19 protein-coding genes and 1 pseudogene are annotated in these 22,740 nt (G+C 66.2%); 5 read left to right on the forward strand and 15 right to left on the reverse strand.

The annotated features are described in order from the left end of the window. The first annotated feature begins 82 nt into the window (after positions 1-82). The 3 genes from thiS (at position 83) to U1737_RS02690 (ending at position 2,293) form a co-directional block, all read left to right on the forward strand. Positions 83-1,075, forward strand: a complete 993-nt coding sequence (thiS, locus tag U1737_RS02680; protein WP_332795500.1) for a sulfur carrier protein ThiS — start codon at positions 83-85, stop codon at positions 1,073-1,075. Positions 1,076-1,199: 124 nt separating this feature from the next. Beyond that, positions 1,200-1,382 (forward strand): CsbD family protein, encoded by a 183-nt coding sequence (locus U1737_RS02685; RefSeq protein ID WP_056050734.1) that lies wholly within the window; start codon positions 1,200-1,202, stop codon positions 1,380-1,382. Between the two features lie 257 nt (positions 1,383-1,639). Continuing rightward, positions 1,640-2,293: an HAD-IA family hydrolase gene (locus U1737_RS02690; protein ID WP_248520732.1), complete on the forward strand. Its 654-nt coding sequence runs from the start codon at positions 1,640-1,642 to the stop codon at positions 2,291-2,293. A 140-nt stretch (positions 2,294-2,433) separates the two neighbouring features. On the opposite strand, the gene U1737_RS02695 is transcribed toward U1737_RS02690, so the two are convergent. After that, entirely contained in the window at positions 2,434-4,104 is a 1,671-nt protein-coding gene (locus U1737_RS02695) for a formate--tetrahydrofolate ligase (protein WP_248520731.1), read from the reverse strand. Positions 4,105-4,187: 83 nt separating this feature from the next. Between U1737_RS02695 and U1737_RS02700 the strand changes: the two genes are divergently transcribed. Continuing rightward, positions 4,188-5,405, forward strand: a complete 1,218-nt coding sequence (locus tag U1737_RS02700) for an MFS transporter (protein ID WP_332795501.1) — start codon at positions 4,188-4,190, stop codon at positions 5,403-5,405. On the opposite strand, the gene U1737_RS02705 is transcribed toward U1737_RS02700, so the two are convergent. The 7 genes and pseudogenes from U1737_RS02705 to U1737_RS02735 all read right to left on the reverse strand — a co-directional run bounded on the left by U1737_RS02705 (position 5,381) and on the right by U1737_RS02735 (position 12,723). Beyond that, positions 5,381-6,454: a lipocalin-like domain-containing protein gene (locus U1737_RS02705; RefSeq protein WP_248520729.1), complete on the reverse strand. Its 1,074-nt coding sequence runs from the start codon at positions 6,452-6,454 to the stop codon at positions 5,381-5,383. The genes U1737_RS02700 and U1737_RS02705 overlap by 25 nt on opposite strands. After that, positions 6,454-8,961 carry an FtsX-like permease family protein gene (locus U1737_RS02710; protein ID WP_332795502.1) on the reverse strand — a complete coding sequence of 836 codons (2,508 nt, stop codon included), beginning with the start codon at positions 8,959-8,961 and terminating at the stop codon, positions 6,454-6,456. The genes U1737_RS02705 and U1737_RS02710 overlap by 1 nt, the downstream gene beginning before the upstream one ends. After that, entirely contained in the window at positions 8,958-9,635 is a 678-nt protein-coding gene (locus U1737_RS02715; protein WP_332795503.1) for an ABC transporter ATP-binding protein, read from the reverse strand. Before U1737_RS02715 ends, U1737_RS02710 begins: the two co-directional genes overlap by 4 nt. Positions 9,636-9,821: 186 nt before the next feature. Then, a pseudogene (gene arsH / locus U1737_RS02720) lies at positions 9,822-10,589 on the reverse strand (arsenical resistance protein ArsH). A 37-nt stretch (positions 10,590-10,626) separates the two neighbouring features. Further along, on the reverse strand, positions 10,627-11,913 hold the full coding sequence (locus tag U1737_RS02725; protein WP_332795504.1) for an arsenic transporter: 1,287 nt from the start codon (positions 11,911-11,913) through the stop codon (positions 10,627-10,629). Continuing rightward, entirely contained in the window at positions 11,913-12,356 is a 444-nt protein-coding gene (gene arsC, locus U1737_RS02730; RefSeq protein WP_332795505.1) for an arsenate reductase (glutaredoxin), read from the reverse strand. The genes U1737_RS02725 and arsC overlap by 1 nt, the downstream gene beginning before the upstream one ends. A 34-nt stretch (positions 12,357-12,390) precedes the next feature. Beyond that, a complete protein-coding gene (locus U1737_RS02735; RefSeq protein WP_332795506.1) occupies positions 12,391-12,723 on the reverse strand; it encodes an ArsR/SmtB family transcription factor in 333 nt (110 codons plus the stop codon). Positions 12,724-12,808: 85 nt separating this feature from the next. On the opposite strand from U1737_RS02735, the gene mazG reads away from it, so the two are divergent. Beyond that, entirely contained in the window at positions 12,809-13,543 is a 735-nt protein-coding gene (gene mazG / locus U1737_RS02740; RefSeq protein ID WP_332795507.1) for a nucleoside triphosphate pyrophosphohydrolase, read from the forward strand. On the opposite strand, the gene hflX is transcribed toward mazG, so the two are convergent. From hflX to dusB, 7 genes are all read right to left on the reverse strand, one after another. After that, complete coding sequence (gene hflX, locus U1737_RS02745; RefSeq protein ID WP_332795508.1) at positions 13,524-14,816, reverse strand: GTPase HflX; 1,293 nt, start codon at positions 14,814-14,816, stop codon at positions 13,524-13,526. The genes mazG and hflX overlap by 20 nt on opposite strands. Further along, complete coding sequence (hfq, locus tag U1737_RS02750) at positions 14,813-15,388, reverse strand: RNA chaperone Hfq (RefSeq protein WP_443027077.1); 576 nt, start codon at positions 15,386-15,388, stop codon at positions 14,813-14,815. The genes hflX and hfq overlap by 4 nt, the downstream gene beginning before the upstream one ends. An 88-nt stretch (positions 15,389-15,476) precedes the next feature. Beyond that, a complete protein-coding gene (gene ntrX / locus U1737_RS02755) occupies positions 15,477-16,853 on the reverse strand; it encodes a nitrogen assimilation response regulator NtrX (protein WP_248520720.1) in 1,377 nt (458 codons plus the stop codon). Between the two features lie 4 nt (positions 16,854-16,857). Continuing rightward, complete coding sequence (locus U1737_RS02760) at positions 16,858-19,128, reverse strand: sensor histidine kinase (protein ID WP_332795510.1); 2,271 nt, start codon at positions 19,126-19,128, stop codon at positions 16,858-16,860. 52 nt (positions 19,129-19,180) lie between these two features. Beyond that, positions 19,181-20,635: a nitrogen regulation protein NR(I) gene (gene ntrC / locus U1737_RS02765; protein ID WP_332795511.1), complete on the reverse strand. Its 1,455-nt coding sequence runs from the start codon at positions 20,633-20,635 to the stop codon at positions 19,181-19,183. Continuing rightward, complete coding sequence (locus tag U1737_RS02770) at positions 20,632-21,702, reverse strand: two-component system sensor histidine kinase NtrB (RefSeq protein ID WP_332795512.1); 1,071 nt, start codon at positions 21,700-21,702, stop codon at positions 20,632-20,634. The genes ntrC and U1737_RS02770 overlap by 4 nt, the downstream gene beginning before the upstream one ends. After that, positions 21,683-22,681, reverse strand: a complete 999-nt coding sequence (gene dusB / locus U1737_RS02775; RefSeq protein WP_332795513.1) for a tRNA dihydrouridine synthase DusB — start codon at positions 22,679-22,681, stop codon at positions 21,683-21,685. The genes U1737_RS02770 and dusB overlap by 20 nt, the downstream gene beginning before the upstream one ends. Positions 22,682-22,740 lie beyond the last annotated feature (59 nt).

The following is a 22,740-nucleotide window of genomic DNA, read 5'->3' on the forward strand; positions in this document are numbered from 1 at the left end:
CTATATGCGCGTCACGCCATTCCTTACAGGCACGGCTCGCGACAAGTCGAGCCGTGCCGTCGCTATAGTGGACCACGCACCCATGCCCCATTCCGACGGCACCGTCTCGATCACCGTCAACGGCGAGCACAAGCGCGTCTCGGCTGGGCTGTCGCTGGCAGCGCTCGCAACCGAACTCGGCCTGGTGCCAGAGAAGATCGCGGTCGAGCGGAACATGGAGGTCGTACCGCGGTCGACGCTGGCGGACGTGATGGTCCAGGACGGCGACGACCTCGAGATCGTGCATTTCGTCGGCGGCGGCGATCACGAGGACAGCTGGACCGTCGCGGGCAAGACGTTCAAGTCGCGGCTGATCGTCGGCACCGGCAAGTACAAGGATTTCGCGCAGAACGCCGCCGCGGTCGAGGCGTCGGGCGCGGAGATCGTCACCGTCGCCGTCCGCCGCGTCAACGTGGCGGATCGCAACGCGCCGATGCTGACCGACTTCATCGACCCGAAGAAGATCACCTACCTGCCCAACACCGCTGGCTGCTTCGACGCCGAATCGGCGATTCGCACGCTGCGACTGGCGCGCGAGGCGGGTGGCTGGGAGCTGGTGAAGCTCGAAGTGCTCGGCGAGGCGAAGACCCTGTACCCCGACATGGTCGAGACGCTGCGCGCGACCGAGATCCTGGCGAACGAAGGCTTCAAGCCGATGGTCTATTGCGTCGACGATCCGATCGCCACCAAGCGCCTCGAGAACGCCGGCGCGGTGGCGATCATGCCGCTGGGCGCACCGATCGGCTCTGGCCTCGGGATCCAGAACCGCGTGACGATCCGGCTGATCGTGGAGGGTGCAGGGGTGCCCGTGCTGGTCGATGCCGGCGTCGGCACCGCGTCGGATGCCGCAGTGGCGATGGAACTCGGCTGCGATGGCGTGCTGATGAACACGGCCATTGCAGAGGCGAAGGACCCGCTGTTGATGGCGGCAGCGATGAAGGCTGCGGTCGAATCGGGGCGGCTCGCCTACCGTGCCGGGCGGATGGGGCAGCGTCGCTATGCCGATCCGTCGAGCCCATTGGCGGGCTTGATCTGATTCGCCTGATCGCAAACGGGGTCATGACGCAAACGTCACGGAACCCACGGTAAAGACGGCCGTTATACTCTTGCAAGTTCAAGCGGCCCGGTTGGCGGGTCCGCAAAAGCAAGTGGAGGCTCTGATGGGCGAGTTCACCGACAAGGTCGCAGCAGCAGGCAACAAGGTTGCAGGCAACGTCAAGGAAGCCGTCGGCAAGGCGACCGACAACGAGAAGCTGGTAGCTGAAGGCGAAGCGCAGCAGGCCAAGGGCACTGCGCAGAACGTCAAGGGCAGCGTCAAGGGCGCACTCGGCGACGACATCTAAGCTTTGGCTTGATGTGAGAATACAGGCCGCTTCGGGAAACCGGAGCGGCCTTTTCTTTGCGTGGCAGGGTTTTGGTGCCGCTACTATCAGAACTGCCACCACCCCGGCGAAGGCCGGGGCCCAATTGGCATGTCCATGGTAACCACGTGCCGCCCTTAATCAGAACCGTCTCCCAATTGGGCCCCGGCCTTTGCCGGGGTGGTGCAGAGAAACAAACCGCCTTGCCCAACCCGCCAACCTCCCTAACGAGCATCCGCATGACTCTCCCCACTCGCACCTACGCCGCGTTCCTGTTCGACATGGACGGCACGATCCTCACCTCGATCGCGTCGGCCGAGCGCACCTGGACCAAATGGGCGATCGTCCACGGGCTCGATGCCGCGACGTTCGTGCCGACGATCCACGGCGTGCAGTCGGTCGAGACGGTCCGCCGCCTGAACCTCCCCGGCGTCGACCCGGTCGCCGAAGCCGCTGCGATTACTGCGGCCGAGATGGAGGATGTCGGCGATATCGAACCGATCGCCGGGGCTGCTGCGTTTCTGGCCAGCCTGCCACCCGAACGCTGGACGATCGTCACATCGGCCCCGCGCGCATTAGCCGAGGTCCGGTTGAAGGCTGCCGGCCTGCCGATCCCCGCAACGATGATTGCGGCCGACGACATCCCCAACGGCAAACCCGCACCCGATTGTTTCCTGGTCGCGGCCGAACGGCTCGGCGTTGCGGCGGGCGATTGCCTCGTGTTCGAGGATGCCGCCGCTGGGATCGCGGCGGGTGAAGCGGCGGGGGCGGATGTGCTGGTAATCACCGCCACGCATTCGCACGGGGTGAAGACGTCGCATCCTACGGTGGCCGATTATATCGGGCTGTCGGTGGTGGCGCGTGCGGACGGGCTTGCGCTCACGCGAGACTGATACGCCCCCGCCCGTCATCTACACCCCGCCCGTCATCCTGACGAAAGTCAGGACCCAGGATACCAGATGCCGCGCATCGCGGCTCTGGGTCCTGACTTTCGTCAGGATGACGGGAGCGTGGGGGAGCTTCTACCCTGCTTCTAGAACAGCCCCTCGATCAGCCCTTCCTCGTTCAAATGGATGGCCTCCGCCGCCGGCACGCGTGGCAAACCCGGCATCGTCATGATCTCGCCGCAGATCGCCACGACAAACCCCGCACCAGCGGCAAGGCGGACTTCGCGGACGGGCACAATGTGTCCGGTTGGGGCGCCCAGCAGCGCCGGGTCGGTCGAGAAGCTGTACTGGGTCTTGGCAAGGCACACGGGCAAGTGGCCGTAGCCCGCATCCTCCCAGCGCTTGAGTTGCGCCAGCACGCTCGGCTCGGCGACCGCATGCTCCGCACGATAGATGCGCCGCGCGACGGTATCGATCTTGTCGAACAGCGAGAGTTCGTCGCCATAGATCGGTGCGAACCCGCCGCCATGCGTCTCGCAGATTTCGGCGACCGCGTCTGCCAGTTCGACCGCGCCAGCACCACCCTCGGCCCAATGCCGGCAGAGGATCGCGCGCGAGCCGTGTTGCGCTGCCGCCTCGACGATCGCCGCGATCTCGGCATCGCTGTCGGTGTAGAAATGGTTGATCGCGACGATCGCGGGGACGCCGAACTGGCGGATGTTTTCGATATGGCGGACGAGGTTGACCGCACCCTTGCGGACCGCGTCGACGTTCTCGTGCGCGAGGTCGGCCTTCGCAACGCCGCCGTTCATCTTCAGCGCACGCGCCGTCGCGACGATCACGACCGCATCGGGAGCGAGGCCCGCTTGGCGGCATTTGATGTCGAAGAACTTCTCCGCGCCCAAGTCCGCGCCGAAGCCCGCTTCGGTGACGACGTAATCGCCCAACGACAAGGCGGCGCGCGTGGCGATCACCGAGTTGCAGCCATGCGCGATGTTGGCGAACGGGCCGCCGTGGAGGAACGCGGGCGTGCCTTCGAGCGACTGGACGAGGTTGGGCTTGATCGCCTCGGCCAGCAGCACCGCCATCGCGCCGTCAGCCTTCAGGTCGCGCGCGGTGATCGGCTTGCGGTCGCGGGTATAGGCGACGACGATATCGCCGAGCCGGCGTTCCATGTCGGCGAGGTCGTCGGCGAGGCAGAGGATCGCCATCACTTCGGAGGCGACGGTGATGTCGAACCCCGATTCGCGTGGATATCCGTTGGCGACGCCGCCGATCGACTGGACGATGTCGCGCAGCGCGCGGTCGTTCATGTCGAGCACGCGGCGCCAGACCACGCGGCGGACGTCGATCTGGAGCGCATTGCCCCAGTGGATGTGGTTGTCGATCATCGCCGCGAGCAGGTTGTGCGCCGCGGTAATTGCGTGAAAATCGCCGGTGAAGTGGAGGTTGATGTCCTCCATCGGCGCGACCTGCGCGCGCCCGCCGCCGGTCGCGCCGCCCTTCGTACCGAAACACGGCCCGAGCGAGGGTTCACGTAACGCCAGCACCGCCTTACGCCCGGTGTGGCGCAGTGCATCGGCTAGGCCGATCGAGGTGGTGGTCTTGCCTTCGCCAGCCGGAGTCGGGTTGATCGCCGTGACGAGGATCAGCCGGCCCTTGGCGCCCGATTTACGCGTTTCGAGCCAGTCGAGCGCGATCTTTGCCTTGAAGCGGCCGTAAGGCTCGATCGCCGCGTCGGGGATGCCGAGGCCGTCCGCGATGGTGGCGATGGGGCGCAGCGCGACGCTGCGGGCGATGGCGATATCGGTGTCCATGCGGATCGGCCTAGCGAGGGTCGCGACAGGTTTCCAGATGCTAAGCTGGCGCGGGCGACGGCATTTCCGTAAACGCGACCGCAATGACGGATACCGACAGCAAGACGCCCGAGACTTCCTCCGGAATGACGCCCGCTTTGACCACCGTGTTCGCGGTCGCGTGCGGGATGATGGTGGCCAACCTCTATTACGCACAGGCGCTGATCGGCGAGATCGCGCCGGCGCTAGGGCTTCACGGCAGCACCGCAGGGCTGATCGTGACGCTGACCCAGCTCGGCTATGGCGCGGGTCTGCTGCTGATCGTGTCGCTCGCCGACCTGGTCGAGAATCGCCGGCTGATCCTTATGATGGTCGCCGGGACGACGGTCGGCCTGATCGGCGTGGTGTTCTCGACCGGCGCGATGAGTTTCCTGCTATTCTCATTCGTGACTGGATTCTGTTCGGTCGGTGCGCAGATCATGGTGCCGCTCTCCGCGCATCTGGCGCCAGATGCCAAGCGCGGTCAGGTGATCGGCAACATCATGGCGGGGTTGATCACCGGGATCATGCTGGCACGGCCGCTGGCGAGCGGACTCGCGTCGGTCGCCGGATGGCGCGCGATCTTTGCCGTGTCGGCGGTGGCGATGGTCGCCCTCGCGCTGTTGCTGGCCAAGATGCTGCCCGAGCGACGACCGAGCCCGGGTCTCGGCTACGGCCAGATCCTCGCGTCGAGCTTCCGCCTGCTCGCGCGGACGCCCGCGATCCGGCGGCGGACGGCGTATCAGGCTACGATGTTCGCGATCTTTAACCTGTTCTGGACCGCGGTGCCGCTGGTCCTGGCGCGCCAGTTCGGTCTGGGACAAGTCGGTATCGCTCTGTTCGCGCTGGCGGGAGCGGGCGGTGCGCTGACCGCGCCGATCGCCGGCCGGTTGGGGGACCGCGGCTATATCCGGATGGGGACCGGGATCGCGCTGGGGAGTGCGATCGTCGCCTGCCTGGTCGCGGGCTGGGCGGGTGCGGCGCACATGCTGATCGTGCTGGCGCTCGCGGCGGTGCTGCTCGATGCCGCGACGCAGTTGAACCAGGTGCTCGGCCAGCGCGTGATCTACTCGATCGCGCCCGAGGCGCGCGGGCGGATCAATGCGATCTACATGACCGTCGTGTTCCTCGGCGGGGCGGCGGGATCGATGCTGGCGTCGTTCAGCTTGTATCATGGCGGCTGGACCGCGACGATGGCGGTTGGCAGCGTGCTGGCGGTGGCGGCGTTCGCGCTTTTCCTGACCGAGCCGCGCGGCGATCACATCCTGAGCGGATCCGCATAACCGGTCAGCTCGAGATAGCCGCTGCCGCCGGCGGTGCGGACCGCGCCCTCCCAATAGACCGGCATGCCGCTGCGGCGCGCGTCGAGTTCCTGATCGGCGAACAGCGGGGTCAGGTCGAACCGGCGGACACCTTCTGGCAGGCGGATGCTGAGCCGTTGCGTAACGGGGTAGAGTGCGCCGGTGCGCGGCGAGCGCCATTGCCTGAGCGGATCGAAGCGGACGTCGCCGGGCGCAAACCGGACGACGCCCCCGTCTGCGCGCCGGAGCGAGCCGCCAGCCCAGACCTGTTTGCCGCCAGCCCCTCGGATCCGAAACGCCATCAGCGCGCCGCCATCGTCGAGGTTCAGCCCCGTCCAGTCCCAGCCGACCGCACCGCCGCCGAGATAATCCGACGACCATTCGCGATCGAGCCATGCCTGGCCGGTGACCGGCTGCGCCTTCCTGTCGCGCGTGAGGCTTCCGGTGACGGCGAGGTGCGGGACCGAGTAGTAATAGCTCGCCTGCTCGGGGCGGGGGCCCTTCTGGCTGTAGCCGTCCTTACCTTCGAGCAGCGGGGGCTGGCGTGGAGTGAGCGTCAGCGCGAGTGAAAAGTCGCGGGTAGCGACATTGGTGACGAAGCGACCGTCGGGGAGGCGGTGGATCCGCCAGTCGCGCAAGGTCACGTCGGTGTCGCCGATCCGCGCCTGGGCGAGACCGAAGCCGGCGCGCGCGGCGCGTTCGCCGTGGAGCAGGTGGCCGATGCTCGGGTCCGATAGGGCTGCGTGGGCGAACAGGATCTGCTTCGGCGCGAACCGGCTCGGGTTGGCGGAGTCGGTTTTGGGTGTGGTGCGGAAGAAGGTGATCTGGAAGCCGAGATCACGGCCGTCTCGCGTTTTCAGCAGGCCGGTGACGTACCACCATTCGGTACGGAATGCGGGGTGGGCGCCGTGCTCGCGCGGGAAGACGAAGCGCGCGCCGGGGCGGACGACGGGATAGTCGGTCGCGGCAGGCATCGCCGCGGTCAGCGCGAGCGCGGCGACGGTGAGAACGGATTTGACCAAGCGCCGCATCACCAATCTTCCCTGACCATGCGGACCGCGTCGGCGGCAATCGCGCGGCGTCCGGCGAGCGTGGCGGTGCCGGCGGCGGCAATGACCAGTGCGCCTGCGACGCTGGCGACGATGCCCCAGGGCACCCGCGTCGCCATCGTCCAGTTGAACGACTGCGGATTGATCACATGGACGAGAACCTGCGCCATGATGCCGCCGAGCGCTATGCCGGCGATCCCGCCGACCAGCCCGAGCAGCGCGCCTTCGCTTGCCAGCATCGCGATGATCTGGCGTTTCGAGACGCCGATGTGGCGGAGCATGCCGAACTCGCGCGTGCGGGCGATGGTCTGCGCGGACATCGTCGCGGCGACGCCGGCCAGCCCGACGAGGATCGCAACCGCCTCGAGCAGATAGGTGACGGCGAAGCTGCGGTCGAACAGCTCGAGCGCGTAGCGGCGCAATGTCGCCGGCTGGGCGATCGAGATCAGGCTGGCGAGCGTGCGGGGGGAGCGGGCGGCGAGCGCGCGTTGGACTTCACGGGAATTGGCGCCGGGACGAAGCGTGATTGCCGCCTCGGTGCGGGTAAGGTCACCCGTTGCCTTCGCATAGTCGGTGTCGCGGATGACGATCGCTCCCTGCTGTCGGGCATAGTCGCGCCAGATGCCGGCGACCGCATAGCGACCGGCGAGCGGCAGCGTGACGGATGCGCCGACCTTCCAGCCATAAAGCCGGGCGGCAGGTTCGGAGAGCCAGATCGGTGTCGTGCCGGCGGGGAGGCGCTCGGCCTTGTCGAGCAATACCAGTGTCGGATCCTCGCCGTCAGCGACGGGACGGGCGATCAGCGTCACGGGCGGACGATCGGCGCGAAGCGTAAGCGGCACCTGACGGCTGAACGCGATGCGGGCCACGCCGGGCGTCGCGCGGAGGACCGCCTGCGCGGCGGGATCGTAGCCGGTGCCACCCTCGACCCGCAGATACAGGTCGTCCGACAGGATCTGGCCGAGCCATTCGTCGACCGCGCCGCGGAAGCTGGTGACCATTACCGCCATCGCGATCATCAGCGCGGTACTGGCGACGATCCCGCACAGCGCGGTGGCGGCCTGGCCGGGCGCGCCGTGAAGATGACGGATCGCGAGGCCTGTCGCGACGTTGCGGTCAGGGCGGCGGGCGAGGGGGCTCAGCAACGTCCGTGCGAGCCAGGGCATGCCGGCGATGCCGCCTGCAAGGATCAGCGCCATGCTCGCAAACCCGAACAATGGCAGTCCGCCGATCGCCGGAAGCAGCGCCGCGACGCCGCCGACCGCGATCAGGACCGCGGCAGGGATCCAGGGGACCGGCGTGCGCGGGTCGATCACTTCGCCCGCATTGCGCAGCGCCGCAGCAGGCGCGGCGCGGGCGGCGATGCGCGCCGGGAGCACGCTGCCCGCGACCGCCGCGAGCAGGCCGAGCGAGAAGAAGCCGACTGCGGCGGCTGGGGCGAAGGTCAGCCTGACGCTGCCATCGGCGAAATAGCCTGCGCCGAGATCGCCACCAAACCGGGTCAGCGCGGCATAGGCGAGCGCATAACCGAGCAGCAGTCCGAGGCTTGCCCCGATCACGCCGATCGCGAGACCTTCGAGTGCGACGGTGGCGACGATCCCGTTACGCGGCAGGCCGAGCGTGCGGATCAGCGCGAAGGCCCGCAGGCGGCGCGCGACCGACAGCGACTGCGCCGAGAACACCAGAAAGCCGCCGGTCAGCAACGCGACGAGCGCGAGCATGTCGAGGTTAACGCGATAGGCACGCGACAGCGCGGCGCTGCGCGAGGCGTCGCTGGCGCTGGTCCCGATGGTAGCGTCGCGCGGCAGGATCGTGGCGAGCGCGGCTGTCGACGCCCCCTCGACCTGCTTGACGTCGATCCGGTCGAGCCGGCCCAGCCTGCCGAACCGCCACTGCGCGGTGGCGATGTCGACGACGCCGATCGCCTGGCCTTCCGCGACGCCCGGTAGGGCACCGGCGACTCGCAATGGCGTGGCCCGACCGTTCGCGGCGACGGTCAGCCTGTCGCCAGGCTTGGTGCCGATCGCGCGCATTGCCGCCGACGACAGGAACAGCGCCTGGTCGTCGAATGCGGCATCGGTCCGACGGTCGATCCCGGCGGGGGCGATGCCGACCAGCGAGGGCGTAACCTGTGCCGCGCGAATAACGTCGAGACCCAGCAACGTGAATCGCGTCTTGCCGACCGTGGCGCGTAGCACGACGACCGGACTTGCGTCGGCGACGCCGGACGCTGTCGAGACGCTGGCGTACAGCGCCTCGTCGAAGCCCAGCGGTGTGGTCGCGTTGACCTGGACGTCCGCGCTGCCGTTGACGGTCCGCAGCGCGCCTTCGAACGACGACAGCGCCGATCCGTTGACCAAGTGGACGGCGAACCCAAGCGCGACGCCGATCGCGATCGCGATCGCCGTGAGGGCAAGTCGGGCAGGGTGCGCGCGCCATTCCCCGCCGATCAGCCAGCCCAGCGCAAGCCGCGCCGACACCAGGCTCACGCGCGGCGTTCCAGACCGGTCGCGGTGAGCGTCAGGACGACGTCGGCGATTCCGGCGGCTGCCTGGGAATGCGTGACGATAATCGCAGCGACGCCGTCCTCACGGACCGCTTTCGAAAACAGATCGAGTATCTTCGCCGCAGTCTCCGGATCGAGATTGCCCGTGGGTTCGTCGGCGAGGATGATTGCCGGGCGATGGACGAACGCACGGGCGATCGCGATGCGTTGCAGCTCTCCGCCCGACAGATCGCGCGCATACCCATCGCCGCGCGCTCCCAAGCCGACCCGATCGAGCATAGCGTCTGCCCGAGCGTCGATCGTCTGCCGGTCCGCCGAGACCAGCGCGAGCGGCAGAGCGACGTTCTGGCGCAACGTAAGATAGGGTAAAACGTGAAATGCCTGAAAGACGAACCCGATGCGGGTCGCGCGGATCCTGGTCAGCGCAGCCTCGTCGAGCGCATGAAGATCGATGTCTTCGATTGCGACGCGGCCTGAGTCGGGTTCGTCAAGGCCGGCTAGAATATTAAGCAACGTCGACTTGCCGACGCCGCTCTCACCGACGATGGCGATGAGTTGTCCAGGCTTCGCCGTCAGGTCGAGGCCCCGGAAGAGTTCTCTACCGCCGGGAACCGACTTTGCCAGGCCAGTGACGCTAAGAAGGGCGCAGTCGTGCATCCGCAAACCATGCCACGCACGTCGCTGCGATGACAGCCATCTGCATTGCCTTGGATTTCTTTCGGACCCGTACGCTGGGTGGTAGGCGGAAAGTAGCGAACATCGCTCGCTTGGAGCCGACCACGCCCGCACAAAATAACGGCTTATTTAACATAATGTATATTATCGATCTTGATGATACGTCGCTTAGCGGCCGGCAGTCTGGCTCCTGCTATCTGGCGCGGTTGCAACACCCGAGAGATCGATCGACGTCGCGATCGGTAAGTCAGCCTCCCTTCGTTCGGAGTAGCGGTCTACCATCCGGGCCGCGTGGGGACGCAGCAAGACCGTAAAGCGCACCAGTTCTTCCATAACGTCTACGATCCGATCGTAATAGCTGGACGGCCGCATCCTGCCCGCGTCGTCAAACTCTTCGAACGCCTTGGCGACGCTCGACTGGTTGGGAATGGTCACCATGCGCATCCAGCGGCCCAGGAGGCGCAGTGTATTGACGCTATTGAACGACTGTTACCCGGCCGACACCTGCATCACCGCAAGCGTGCGGCCCTGCGTCGGGCGCATTCCGCCTATCGCCAGAGGCAGGTGATCGACCTGCAGCTTCATGATGCCGGTAATCTGCCCGTGCCGTTCGGGACTGCACCACACCTGCCCTTCCGACCATAGCGACAATTCGCGCAGTTCGTGAACCGCGGGGTGATCGTCTCCGATCACCTGATCAGGCAGTGGCAAGGTGGACGGATCGAAAATGCGCGTCTCGCATCCGAAGAATTGCAGCAGGCGGGCGGCTTCCTCGACGCACAATCGCGAAAAGGATCGCTCACGCAGCGATCCGTAGAGCAACAGGATACGCGGCGGTGGATCACAAGGGCCCAATTCGATGGCAGGCCGGTTGCCGGCGTAACGCCGATCGAGCGCCGGCAGGTAATCGGGCTCAGGAAGCGTGCGGAGGGGCATTGGACGAGACTCCATCGTGATCGGGTAAGTGGCAAAGTCAGCCCAAGCTGATCCGCAGTGCGAGCGCCGCGAGCGTCACAAACAGCACGGGAATCGTCAGCGTCGCACCAACCTTGAAGTAGTAACCCCAGCCGATGCGGATACCTTTCTGGCCAAGAACGTGAAGCCACAGCAGCGTCGCCAGCGAGCCGATCGGGGTGATCTTGGGACCAAGGTCGCAGCCGATCACGTTGGCGTAGATCATCGCCTCCTTGACCGCCCCCGTGGTGTGGGTCGCATCGATAGACAGCGCGCCGACCAGGACCGTTGGCATGTTGTTCATCACGGACGATAGCAGCGCAGCAATAATGCCGGATCCGAACACGGCACCCCATACGCCACCCTGCGCAGTAAGATCGAGCAGGCCCGCAAGCAGGTCGGTCAGACCCGCATTCCGCAGACCGTAAACGACCAGATACATCCCTAGCGAAAAGATAACGACTTGCCACGGCGCGCCGGCCAGCACCGTGCGGGTCTTGATCACGTTGCCGCGCGCCGCAATCGCGAACAACAGACCCGCACCCGCAGCGGCCACGGCGCTGACCGGCACGCCGATAGGTTCGAGCACGAAGAAGCCGGCGAGCAGCAGGGCGAGAACGACCCAGCCCGCCTTGAACGTGGCATGGTCGCGGATCGCCTGCGCAGGCGCGCGGGGCTGCGCCACATCGTAACTTGCCGGTATGTCGCGCCGGAAGAACAGCAGCAGCGCGAGCAGTGTCGCGGCGATCGACGCCAGATCGACCGGCACCATCACCGAGGCATACTCGGCGAAGCCGATCCGGAAGAAGTCGGCCGACACGATGTTGACGAGGTTGGAGACGATCAGCGGCAGGCTGGCGGTATCGGCGATGAACCCCGCCGCCATCACGAACGCCAGCGTCGCCTTGTCCTTGTATCCCAGCGCACGCAGCATCGCGATGACGATCGGCGTCAGGATCAGCGCCGCGCCATCATTGGCGAACAGCGCCGACACCGCCGCGCCGAGCAGCACGATCAGTACGAACAGCCGGCGCCCATGCCCCCCGCCCCAGCGCGCGACGTGGAGCGCCGCCCATTCGAAGAACCCGGCTTCATCGAGCAACAGGCTGACGATGATGATCGCGACGAACGTCGCGGTCGCGTTCCAGACGATCCCCCACACCACCGGCACGTCGGAGAGCGAGACGACCCCGACGAGCAGCGCTACGGCCGCACCGCCCATCGCGCTCCATCCGATTCCGAGGCCCTTGGGCTGCCAGATGACGAGCGTGATCGTGACGATGAAGATAGCGAGCGCGAGCAGCATCAGGCGATGCGCTGACCTGGGATGCGCTCGCCTTGGGCGTCCACGACCCGTTCGCCGTCCTCCTTGGCAAACGCGCGCTGTTGCGGCGCGGGCAGCAGATCGAGGACCTCTTCGGACGGTCGACACAGCTTCACGCCGAGCGGCGAGACGACTAGCGGTCGGTTGATGAGGACCGGATGCGCCATCATCGCGTCCACCAGCGCGTCGTCGGACAGCGACGTGTCGCCCAGGCCCAATTCCACATAGGGCGTGCCCTTTTCACGCAGCAGATCGCGAGGCGTGATCTCGGCGCGATCGATCAGTTCGACCAGCAAGGCGCGCGAGGGCGGCGTCTTCAGGTATTCAACCACATGCGGCTCGATGCCGGCATTGCGTATCATCGCCAGTGTGTTGCGCGACGTGCCACATTCGGGGTTGTGATAGATCACGATATCGACGGCCATGGCGCGTCCTTTCAGCAGCAGGGGGGTGAGGCTTTCAGCAGCAGGGGGTAAGGTCGGTCAAAAGTGACGCGCAGAGGTCGGGCGAGCCGGCGCAGCAGTCCTTGACCAGGAACAGCATGAGCGCCCGCAGACCGTCGAGCTCGGCGCGATAGACGATCGATCGACTGTGACGTTCGGATCGTACGACCCCGGCACGCGCGAGAACAGCCAGATGCGCCGACATCGTATTCTGCGGCACGTCGAGCGTGCGCGCGATTTCGCCCGCCGCCATGCCGTCCGGCTCGTGCCGTACCAGAAGACGGAACACGTCGAGGCGCGTCCCCTGCCCCAGCGCTCCCAGAACTGCGATCGCACCCACACTATCCACATATCCAGCATAGTCGATATATCGATTTGCACAAGTCGGTTCATTCCGCGATATGCGAAGGGCTGCTTTTTATCGAGAACGCTCAATGATCGAACGGCTCACTGCCATCATGGCGCGGTTGCGCGATCCGATCGACGGATGCGAATGGGATCGCGTCCAGACCTGGTCGACGATCGCGCCGTACACGATCGAGGAGGCGTATGAGGTTGCCGACGCGATCGCGCGCGACGATCCCGCCGATCTCAAGGACGAGCTTGGCGACCTGCTGCTCCAGGTCGTGTTCCACAGCCGGATCGCCGAAGAGGCTGGCGCATTCACCCTTGCCGATGTCGTCGCCGCGATCAGCGACAAGATGGAACGCCGACACCCGCACATCTTCGGCGATGCCGGTGCCTCGCCGGGCTGGGAAACGATCAAGGCCGCCGAGCGCGCGGAGAAATCCGATCCGAGTGCGCTTGCCGGCGTTGCGATCGGCCTGCCCGCCTTATCCCGTGCCGAGAAGCTGCAAAAGCGCGCCGCGCGTACCGGGTTCGACTGGCCCGATGTCGAAGGTCCGCTCGCGAAGGTTTTCGAGGAAATCGAGGAGATTCGCGAAGCCAGCTCGGATACGGTAGCAGAAGAAGTCGGCGACCTGCTGTTCGCAGTAACGAACTGGGCGCGCCATCTCGGCATCGATCCCGAGGCCGCCTTGCGCGCTGGCAATGCCAAATTCGAGGCGCGCTTTCGGGCGATCGAGGCCGATGGCGGTGACGCATTCGCCGCCATGACACTCGATCAGAAGGAAGCCCTGTGGCAGGCGGTCAAGCGTCGCGACGGATGAACCGGTCGTAATCGGTTTCCGACAAGCGCACGTCGTACGTGGTCTCGAGTTCGTCGTCCAAGCTGCCGAGCACCTCGCCGTGCGCATGCAGCCACGCCGCCCCGGCGCCATCGGTCGCGTCGAGCGTGATGCTGTAGCGACGATGCGCGCCGGTCAACTTGGCGGCAACCTGGTGGATCAACTCATCCACCCCTTCCCCACTCAACGCCGAGATGGCGACGACGTCGTCCCGGTGCGCGGCCTGCGCGGCAATCTCGTCATGCGTATCGGCATCGAGCAGATCGAGCTTGTTCCAGACCTCGAACCGCGGCGTGTTCTCATCCACGCCGATCTCGGCCAGCACGGTCTCGACGTCGGTCCGCTGCGCCTCGGTATCGGGATGCGCGATATCACGGATGTGGACGAGCAGATCGGCGGACACGACCTCCTCGAGCGTCGCCTTGAACGCAGCAACCAGCTGCGTCGGCAGGTCCGAGACAAACCCCACCGTGTCGGACAGGATCGCCTTGTCGATGCCGGGTAGCTGGATCTGCCGCAACGTCGGATCGAGCGTCGCGAACAGCAGGTCCTCCGCCATCACGTCGGCGCCCGTGAGCCGATTGAACAGCGTCGACTTGCCGGCATTGGTGTAGCCGACCAGCGCGATTACCGGCCATGGCGCGCGCTGGCGCCGCTCGCGGTGAAGCCCCCGCGTGCGGCTGACCTGCTCGAGCTCGCGCTTCAGCCTGGCCATCCGGTCGCGGATCAGGCGGCGATCCGCCTCGATCTGGGTCTCGCCCGGACCGCCGAGGAAGCCGAAGCCGCCGCGCTGGCGTTCGAGATGGGTCCAGCTGCGGACCAGCCGGCCGGCCTGATAATCGAGATGTGCCAGCTCGACCTGCAAGCGCCCCTCGGCGGTCGCCGCGCGCTCGCCGAAGATCTCGAGGATCAGGCCGGTGCGATCGATGACCTTGGTTTCGAGCGCCTTTTCGAGATTGCGCTGCTGGACCGGGCTGAGGATCGCGTCGAACACGACGAGACCTGCGTCTTCCATCCGAACCTGCGCCGCGAGCATCTCCACCTGGCCGCTACCGATGAGTGTGGCCGGCTTGGGCTGGCGGACACGGTAGGCGATCCGTTCGACGACCTCGACACCGATCGCGGCCGCAAGGCCCGCGGTTTCCTCGAGACGTGCGTCGACGTCGCGCGAAGCATCGCCCTGGTCGGGAAGGACGACGATCGCACGCGCACCGCGTGCGAACTCGTCCCGGTCGCGTTCGAAACCGCTACTCAATCGACGTGGTCCGCATCATCTGCGTCATCCGCATCATCCGTATCGGTGGGTTCCTCGGCGAGGTTCAGCGGGCGCGCCGGCTGGATCGTCGAGACCGCATGCTTGTAGACGAGCTGCGCCATGCCCTCGCGCTGGAGCAGCATGCAGAACAGGTCGAAGCCTGCGATCTGGCCCTGCAGCATGACGCCGTTGATCAGGAACATCGTCACGCTGTCTTCGGATTTCCGCACCGCGTTGAGGAAAATATCCTGCAACAGCGGGTGCTTCTTCTGGTTCTCTCCGACCGCGTCGACGATCGCCGACACGTCCATCGGTCCGGCGGGCATGATCGTCGAGATCGCATGCTTATAGATCAGCTGCGACTGGCCATCGCGACGGAGCAGGACGGAAAAATTATCGAACCATGTTACGATGCCCTGGAGCTTCACGCCCTTGACGAGGAACATCGTGACCGGCGTCTTGGAGCGCCGGAGTGCGTTCAGGAAGAGGTCCTGAAGCGAGCCTGGTTTATCGGCCAATGGGATAACCCTTTGTTTTTGGCGGGACTTTGCCCGCAAGGCGCTGTTTCCCAGCGTCGGAGATGCGCCCGGTTACCGGATGCAGGATATGATCTATGATCGATACGGGCATAGTTCCAGAGGGCGGCGAAATTGCGGCGTGCTATTCGTCGCGTGTTTCGGTGATTCCGAGCAGCTTGAGTTTCCGGTGCAAGGCCGAGCGTTCCATTCCGATGAAGCTCGCCGTCCGCGAGATGTTGCCCGAGAAGCGTCGGATCTGGACGCGTAGATATTCGCGCTCGAACGTCTCGCGCGCCTCCCGCAAGGGCGATCCCATGATCGCGGTGCCACCTGCCGCCCCCATCTCGCCCTGATCGCCGAGCACTTCGGCGGGCAACAGGTCGATATCGATCCGGCCGATGCGATCCCCCGGCGCAAGAATGATCGTCCGCTCGACGACGTTGCGCAGCTGGCGGACGTTACCGGGCCAGTCATAGGATTGCAGCGCGACCATCGCATCGGGGGCGATCTCGGGCGTCGGCACACGGCGTTCGGACGCATAATGCGCGATGAAATGCTGGACCAGCGCCGGGATATCCTCGCGGCGATCGGACAGCGGCGGAATCGTCACGGGGACGACGTTGAGACGGTAGTAGAGATCTTCGCGAAAGCGCCCCTCGGCGATCTCGAATACGAGGTCGCGCGCCGTCGCCGAGACAACGCGAACGTCGACCTTCACGACCCGCGTGCCACCAACCCGCGTGAAACTCTGGTCGGTCAGCGCGCGCAGGATCCGCGCCTGCGTCGTGATCGGCATATCGGCGATCTCGTCGAGGAACAACGTGCCGCCATGTGCCTGCTCAAACAGGCCGGGACGGACGAGATCGCCCGCCTCCTCGACCCCGAACAGTTCCTCGTCGACCCGCTCGGGCGTCATTCTTGCGGCGCTGACGACGATGAACGGGGCATCGGTGCGCTGGCTCCAGCCATGCAGCAGCCGCGCGGCGACTTCCTTGCCGACGCCTGCGCCGCCCATCACGAGCACGCGGCTACCGGTTGCCGCGACCCGCTTCAACGTCGCGCGAACGCCGTTGATTGCGCCAGAACTGCCGGTGAGATCGGTCTCGCGGCCGACCGTCGCGCGCAGGGTCGCGACTTCGCGCCGCAGCCGTTCGGTCTCGGTCGCACGCGCCACCATGAGCAGCAGACGCTCCGCCTCGAACGGCTTTTCGATGAAGTCGGACGCGCCACGCCGGATCGCGGCGACCGCGGTATCCAAATTGCCGTGGCCCGAGATGACGAGCACGGGGATCGACGGGTCGCGACGCTTGATCTCGTCGAGCAGTTCGAGCCCGTCGAGCCGCGAGCCTTGCAGCCAGACGTCGAGCAGCACCAGCGACGGACGCCGTGCGGCGATCGCCTCCAGCGCGGAATCGCTGTCGCCGGCATCGCGCGTGTCATAGCCTTCGTCTTCGAGGACGCCGGCGACCAGTTCGCGAATGTCACGTTCGTCGTCCACGACGAGAATATCGAGCGCCATCAAATCATGTCCGGTTACGAGTCATGGTGGCGAGTTGGCCATCCCCTGCCCCCTCGGGTAGCGGCCCTCTTGCGTCGAGGCCCACTTGGTTCAGGCCCCCCTGGTCCAGTGATGCCAGAGCCCTGGTATCAAAGATCATCGTGACGATCGTGCCGCCACCCGGCCGGTCGGAGAACCCGATCGTACCGCAATGCTCCTCAATGATCTTCTTGACGATGGCAAGCCCGAGGCCCGTGCCGCGCGCCCGGGTCGTGACATAGGGCTCCATGATCCGGTCGCGATCGGCGGGCAGGCCGACGCCGGTATCGGCGACCGCGATCGTCACGCTCCGGCCGACCTCCTGGCTGAGTGTCATCGTCACCGATCCACCGGGTTCGCCTCGTGTTTCAATGGCTTCGACCGCATTCTTGACGATGTTCGTGAGGGCTTGGCCGATCTGGCGACGATCGCAGACCAGCGCCAAGCCGGGATCATCGTTGACGAGGTGGAAGCCGATCGAAGGGTGCGCCACCTCGTGCAGGAAAAGCGCCTGGCGGGCGGCATCGACCAGCGACTCCTCGCGGAAGACGGGCTTGGGCATGCGTGCGAACGACGAGAATTCGTCGACCATGCGGCGCAGGTCGCCGACCTGGCGGATGATCGTGTCGGTGAGCCGCGAGAACGTGCCGTCCTGCATCTCGGCCTTCGCGCCGTAGCGCCGTTGCAGGCGTTCGGCGGCGAGCTGGATCGGGGTCAGCGGGTTCTTGATCTCGTGCGCGATCCGTCGTGCGACGTCGGACCAGGCCGCGCGGCGCTGATCGAGCAGTTGCTGCGTGATGTCGTCGAAGGTGAGGATCGGACCGGTCGCCGGGCGGGCGATGCGGACCGCCAGCGTGCGGACGTCGCCGCCCTGCCCCACCTCGACGATCGCCTCGCGGTCGCCGCCATCGAGCATCGCGTCGAGCTCAGGCGCGACATCGACAAGCCGACGGCCGACCAACCCGCCAGCATCGGTTCCGAGCAGCGTGACCGCGGAATCATTGGCGATCGTTATCGTGCGCTCGCGTCCGGTCGCGACGACGCCTGCCGAGACGCCGGCCATTACCGCCTCGATCAGCGCGCGCCGGTTTTCGAGCTGGCCATTGGCGGTGACGAGCTCGGTATTCTGTTCCTCGAGCTGCCCGGTCATCTGGTTGAAGGCGTTGGCGAGCGTTCCGACCTCATCGCGGCTGCGCGGGTCCGGCACGCGCGCGGTCAGGTCGCCTGCGGCAACCCGGCGAGCCGCATCGACCAGCTCGCCGACCGGCCGCACGAGGCGATCCGCGACAGCCAGCGCGATCCAGACCGCGATCCCCACGATCAGCAGAGAAATCAACAGCAGGGCCGCATTGAACTGCAGCTGCAGGCTACGCGCTCTTGCCAGCAGCGATCGATAACTCGTCAGGACTTCGTTCGCGCGCGCCGTCTGTTCGGACAGTAATTTCGTATCCTCGACGCGCCCTGCATATAAAAATAGCTCGTCGGATCCCGGCAGCATCGTGATGGTCTGGATCCGGTCGCCGGTGACGGCGACGACCGCGCTCTTGCCCGACCGGAGTTCGGCGATCGCGGACGGCGTCACGCGGCGCGTGAAGTCGATCTCGTACGGATTGACGATCGCGAGGGTCTGGATCCCCTGCTGAGGGGACAGCTTGAACAACGCAGCTTCCGAGAGGCTGCGAAAATAGACCTGTTGGAGGAACCAGCCGGAAAAATCCGGGCTCTGCAGCGAGCGTTCGCGGAGATAGGCGGACATATCGCTCGCCATCGTCACGGTGGCTTCCTGCCATCTGTTGAGCTGACGTGCGTAGGACGATTGGGCAAGCCCGGTCGCATTCTCAAGCATCCCGCGCGCCTGGTCGGAATACCAGAACTGGACGCCGTACTGGAACAGCAGCGACGCAAAGATCGTCACGAGCAGCATCGGCACCGCCGCAACGATCGAGAACAGTGCGACGAGGCGAACGTGGAGGCGCCCCCCGCCACCGACCGGCGAGCGCGCTGCACGCCGCATCGCCACACGCCGCCCCAGCAGCATGAGCAGGGCGATCCCCGGCACAAGATTGGCGACGAGCAGCAGCGCGACGAGCGGTGGGGCTAACAGTCGGTGCGGTTGGTCGGAGCCGGTAATGACGAAATAGCTGGCCACGGCGATCGCGATCGCGACGCCCAGCACAAGCGCTTCAACCGCAGGCGTCACCGCGAACCGGTGTGCGGGCCCGTCATCATCCATCGGTAGCGTCGCGGAAGCGATCATCGTTGCCCCGATACAACGTCAACCGTTGCCGGGAAACCACATAATGACAGATTCAGCGTCGTTCCGTCTCTTCGAGGCGTTGGGACTCGCTGCCGCCATGGCCGATATCGATGCCGAGCGTGTCGAGGCGTTTGCGCAGCGTATTGCGGTTGATCCCCATCGCGCGGGCGGCGCGGAGCTGGTTCTGGCCGTGGCGCGCCAGCATCGCTTCGATCAACGGGCGTTCGACTTCGCCGATGACACGATCGTACAGCGTACCGTCGTCGAGCGCGGCGGGGTTTTCGCGCGCGATCCGCTCGATCATTGCGCGGACGGCGTGGCCGATCTCGATATCGGCGGGTTCGCCGATTATCGCGTGTGTGCCGATCATCGTGCGGATCGCGTCGGCGCCGATTACTTCGTCCCGCGCCAGCACCGCCAGCCTGCGCATCAGATTTTCGAGTTCGCGGACGTTGCCCGGCCAGTCGTGCGCGCCGAGTTCGGTGAGCGCGTCGCTGCCGAGCTGGCGACGGGGCAGCCCCTGCATGGCGGCATGGTCGAGGAAATGACGGGCGAGCAACGCGATGTCCTGGCGACGCTCGCGGAGTGGCGGCAGCGTGATCGGGACGACGTTGAGACGGTAGAACAGGTCTTCGCGGAAATGCCCCGCGGCGACCTGCGCGTTGAGTTCGCGGTTGGTCGCGGCGACGATCCGGACGTCGACGCGGATCGTCCGCGCGCCGCCGACGCTGGTGAACTCGCCCGACTGGAGCACGCGCAACAAGCGGGTCTGCGCCTCCATCGGCATGTCGCCGATCTCGTCGAGGAACAATGTGCCGCCCGACGCCTGTTCGAACCGCCCGGCGTTACGCGTCGCCGCACCGGTGAACGCGCCGCGCTCATGCCCGAACAGTTCGGCCTCGATCAGCTCGCGCGGGATCGCGGCCATGTTGATCGCCACGAACGGCGCGGCGTTGCGTGGGCCCAGATCGTGGATCGCGCGCGCGACGAGTTCCTTGCCGGTGCCCGACTCGCCCGAGATCAGCACCGTCAGGTCGTTCGAGACGACCCGCGCGATGATCCGGTACACGTCCTGCATCGCCGCCGATCGCCCGATCAGCGGCAGTGCGCGATCCTCGTCGTGGAGCGCGTCCTCCGAAACCATTCCGCCGCGTGCGAGCGCACCGGCGACCGTGCGGGCCAGCACGTCGAGGTCGAACGGCTTGGGCAGATACTCATACGCGCCGACCTCGGCCGCGCGGACCGCGGTGGTCAGCGTGTTCTGCGCCGAGAGGACGATGATCGGCAGCAGCGGAAAGCGCGCGGCAACGCTGCGCACGTGATCGATACCGTCGCCATCGGGAAGAATGACGTCGGTGACGAGGACATCGGGGAGCGATGCGGCGAGCGCGCGTTCGAGTTGCGCGAGGCTGTCGGCCACCGACACCTCATGCCCGGCACGGCGGAGCGCCTGCGCAACGACGGTCCGGATCGCGGCGTCGTCGTCGACGACCAGAACCTTACTCATGATGCGGCTCGCGGGAGCAACAGGCGGAGGACGGTCATCTCGGGATTTCCTTCGCGGGCATATTGGACGATCCCGCCCATGTCGCGCGTGAGCTTGTCGACCAGCGCGAGACCGAGCCCCTGCCCTTCGCGACGCCCGGAGACGAAGGGATCGAACAGATGGTCGGCGATATCGGCGGGCGCACCGGGACCATTATCGAACACGCAGATCTCGATCGGGAGCGGCAGGCGTGGCTTGCCCGGGGCCGAACTGACGGTGATGCCGTGGCGGTAGGCGGTTGTCATCACGAGCCGGGGTTCGCGTTCGTTTCGAACGGCTTCGCGTGCGTTCTTGAGCAAGTTTATGACGATCTGGAGCAATGCGTCGCGGTTGATCTGCGCGGGCGGGAGCGAGGGATCGAAACGTTCCTCGATCGAGATACCGCGCGCGAACCCGGCGAGCGCCAGCCGACGCGCATGGCCGAGCAGCGGATAGATGTTTTCGCTGGCGAGCGGCAGCGGACGCGTGTCGCTGAAATCCTGCATCCGGTCGATCAACGCCGCGATCCGGTCGACTTCGGTCACGATCAGCGTCGTCAGTTCGCCCGCACCGAGCAACTGCGCGGCGCCGCGGATGCCGGATAGCGGGTTCTTGATCTCGTGCGCGAGCATCGCCGCCGCACCGACAGCCGCACGCGCGCCGGCCGCGCGGTCGGCGGAATGGCCGAGCCGCCGCGAAGTTGCCGCGGAATGCAGCGTGATCGCACGCCAGCCCGGGTAGTCGGCAATCTGCGTCTCGGCGAAATCGACCCGGATCTTGCCACCCCGCGCGGTCGACATCTCGGTGTCGTAAACCGCGAGACCGTGCCCGTCGCGATTGCGCGGATCGTCGGGCGGCGGGATGATCGCGTCGAGCGGCTGGCCGATCATCAGCCGCTCCGACAGGTTCAGCAGTTGCTCGGCGAGCGCGTTGGCATGCGCGACGCGCTGATTCGGATCGACCACGACGACGGCGACCGGGAGCGCCGCGAACAACTCCGCAAAACCCGGCCGTACCCGAGAGTGCGTGTCAGGCCGCTGCAAGGTCACGCCAGGGAGCGTAGAACTCGGCGAGCATCGCCTTGACCTGCTTGGGATCGGGAACCTGGTTCACCTTGTTGCGGAACTCGGCCGATCCGGGCAGTCCCTTGGTGTACCAGCCGATGTGCTTGCGCGCCATGTTGACGCCGGTCTCGATCCCGTAATGTTCGAGCATCGCTTCATAATGGCCTGCGATCGCGTCATATTGCTCGGTGATCGACGGGTCTTCGATGCGCCGGCCGGTAGCGAACCACTCCATGACCTGACCGAGCACCCACGGGCGACCATAGCTGCCGCGACCGATCATCAGCCCATCGGCGCCCGACTGGTCCATCGCGGCTTCGGCGTCCTCGATCGTGCAGATATCGCCGTTGACGATCACCGGCACGCTCACCGCGTCCTTGACCTTCCGGACGAAGCCCCAGTCGGCGTTGCCCTTGTACATCTGGTTGCGCGTGCGGCCGTGGACGGTGATCAGCTTGACGCCAAGGTCCTCGGCGATCCGCGCGAGGTCGGGCGCGTTGAGGCTGTCATGGCACCAGCCCATCCGCATTTTCAGCGTCACGGGGACGTCGACCGCCTTCACGGTGGCCTCGATGATCGCGCTTGCGAGCTTGGTGTCGCGCATCAGCGCCGAGCCCGCGTCGCCGTTGACGACTTTGCGCACGGGGCAGCCCATGTTGATGTCGATGATCGCCGCGCCGCGATCCCGGCTGAGCTTTGCGGCCTCGCCCATCTCGTACGGGGTGCAGCCGATCAGCTGCATCGACACCGGCTCCTCCAGTCTGTCCCACGCCGCCTTCTGCAACGACTGGCGCGTTTCGCGGATCGCCGCCTGGCTCGCGACCATCTCGGTCACGTTGAGGCCCGAGCCATAGCGTCGCACGAGCGTGCGGAACGGCATGTCGGTGACACCGGTCATCGGCGCGAGCACGACGGGGCTTTCGATCCGGACGGGACCGATCTGGATGGGAGATAGATTACGCATGGATGTGCCTGAAAAAGAGGCATCCCTACCCTACCGCGCGCTCGGTCGCAAGACTGGCG

Origin of the sequence: Sphingomonas fucosidasi, assembly GCF_036663855.1 — a bacterium.
Taxonomy (GTDB): Bacteria; Pseudomonadota; Alphaproteobacteria; order Sphingomonadales; family Sphingomonadaceae; genus Sphingomonas; species Sphingomonas faeni_B.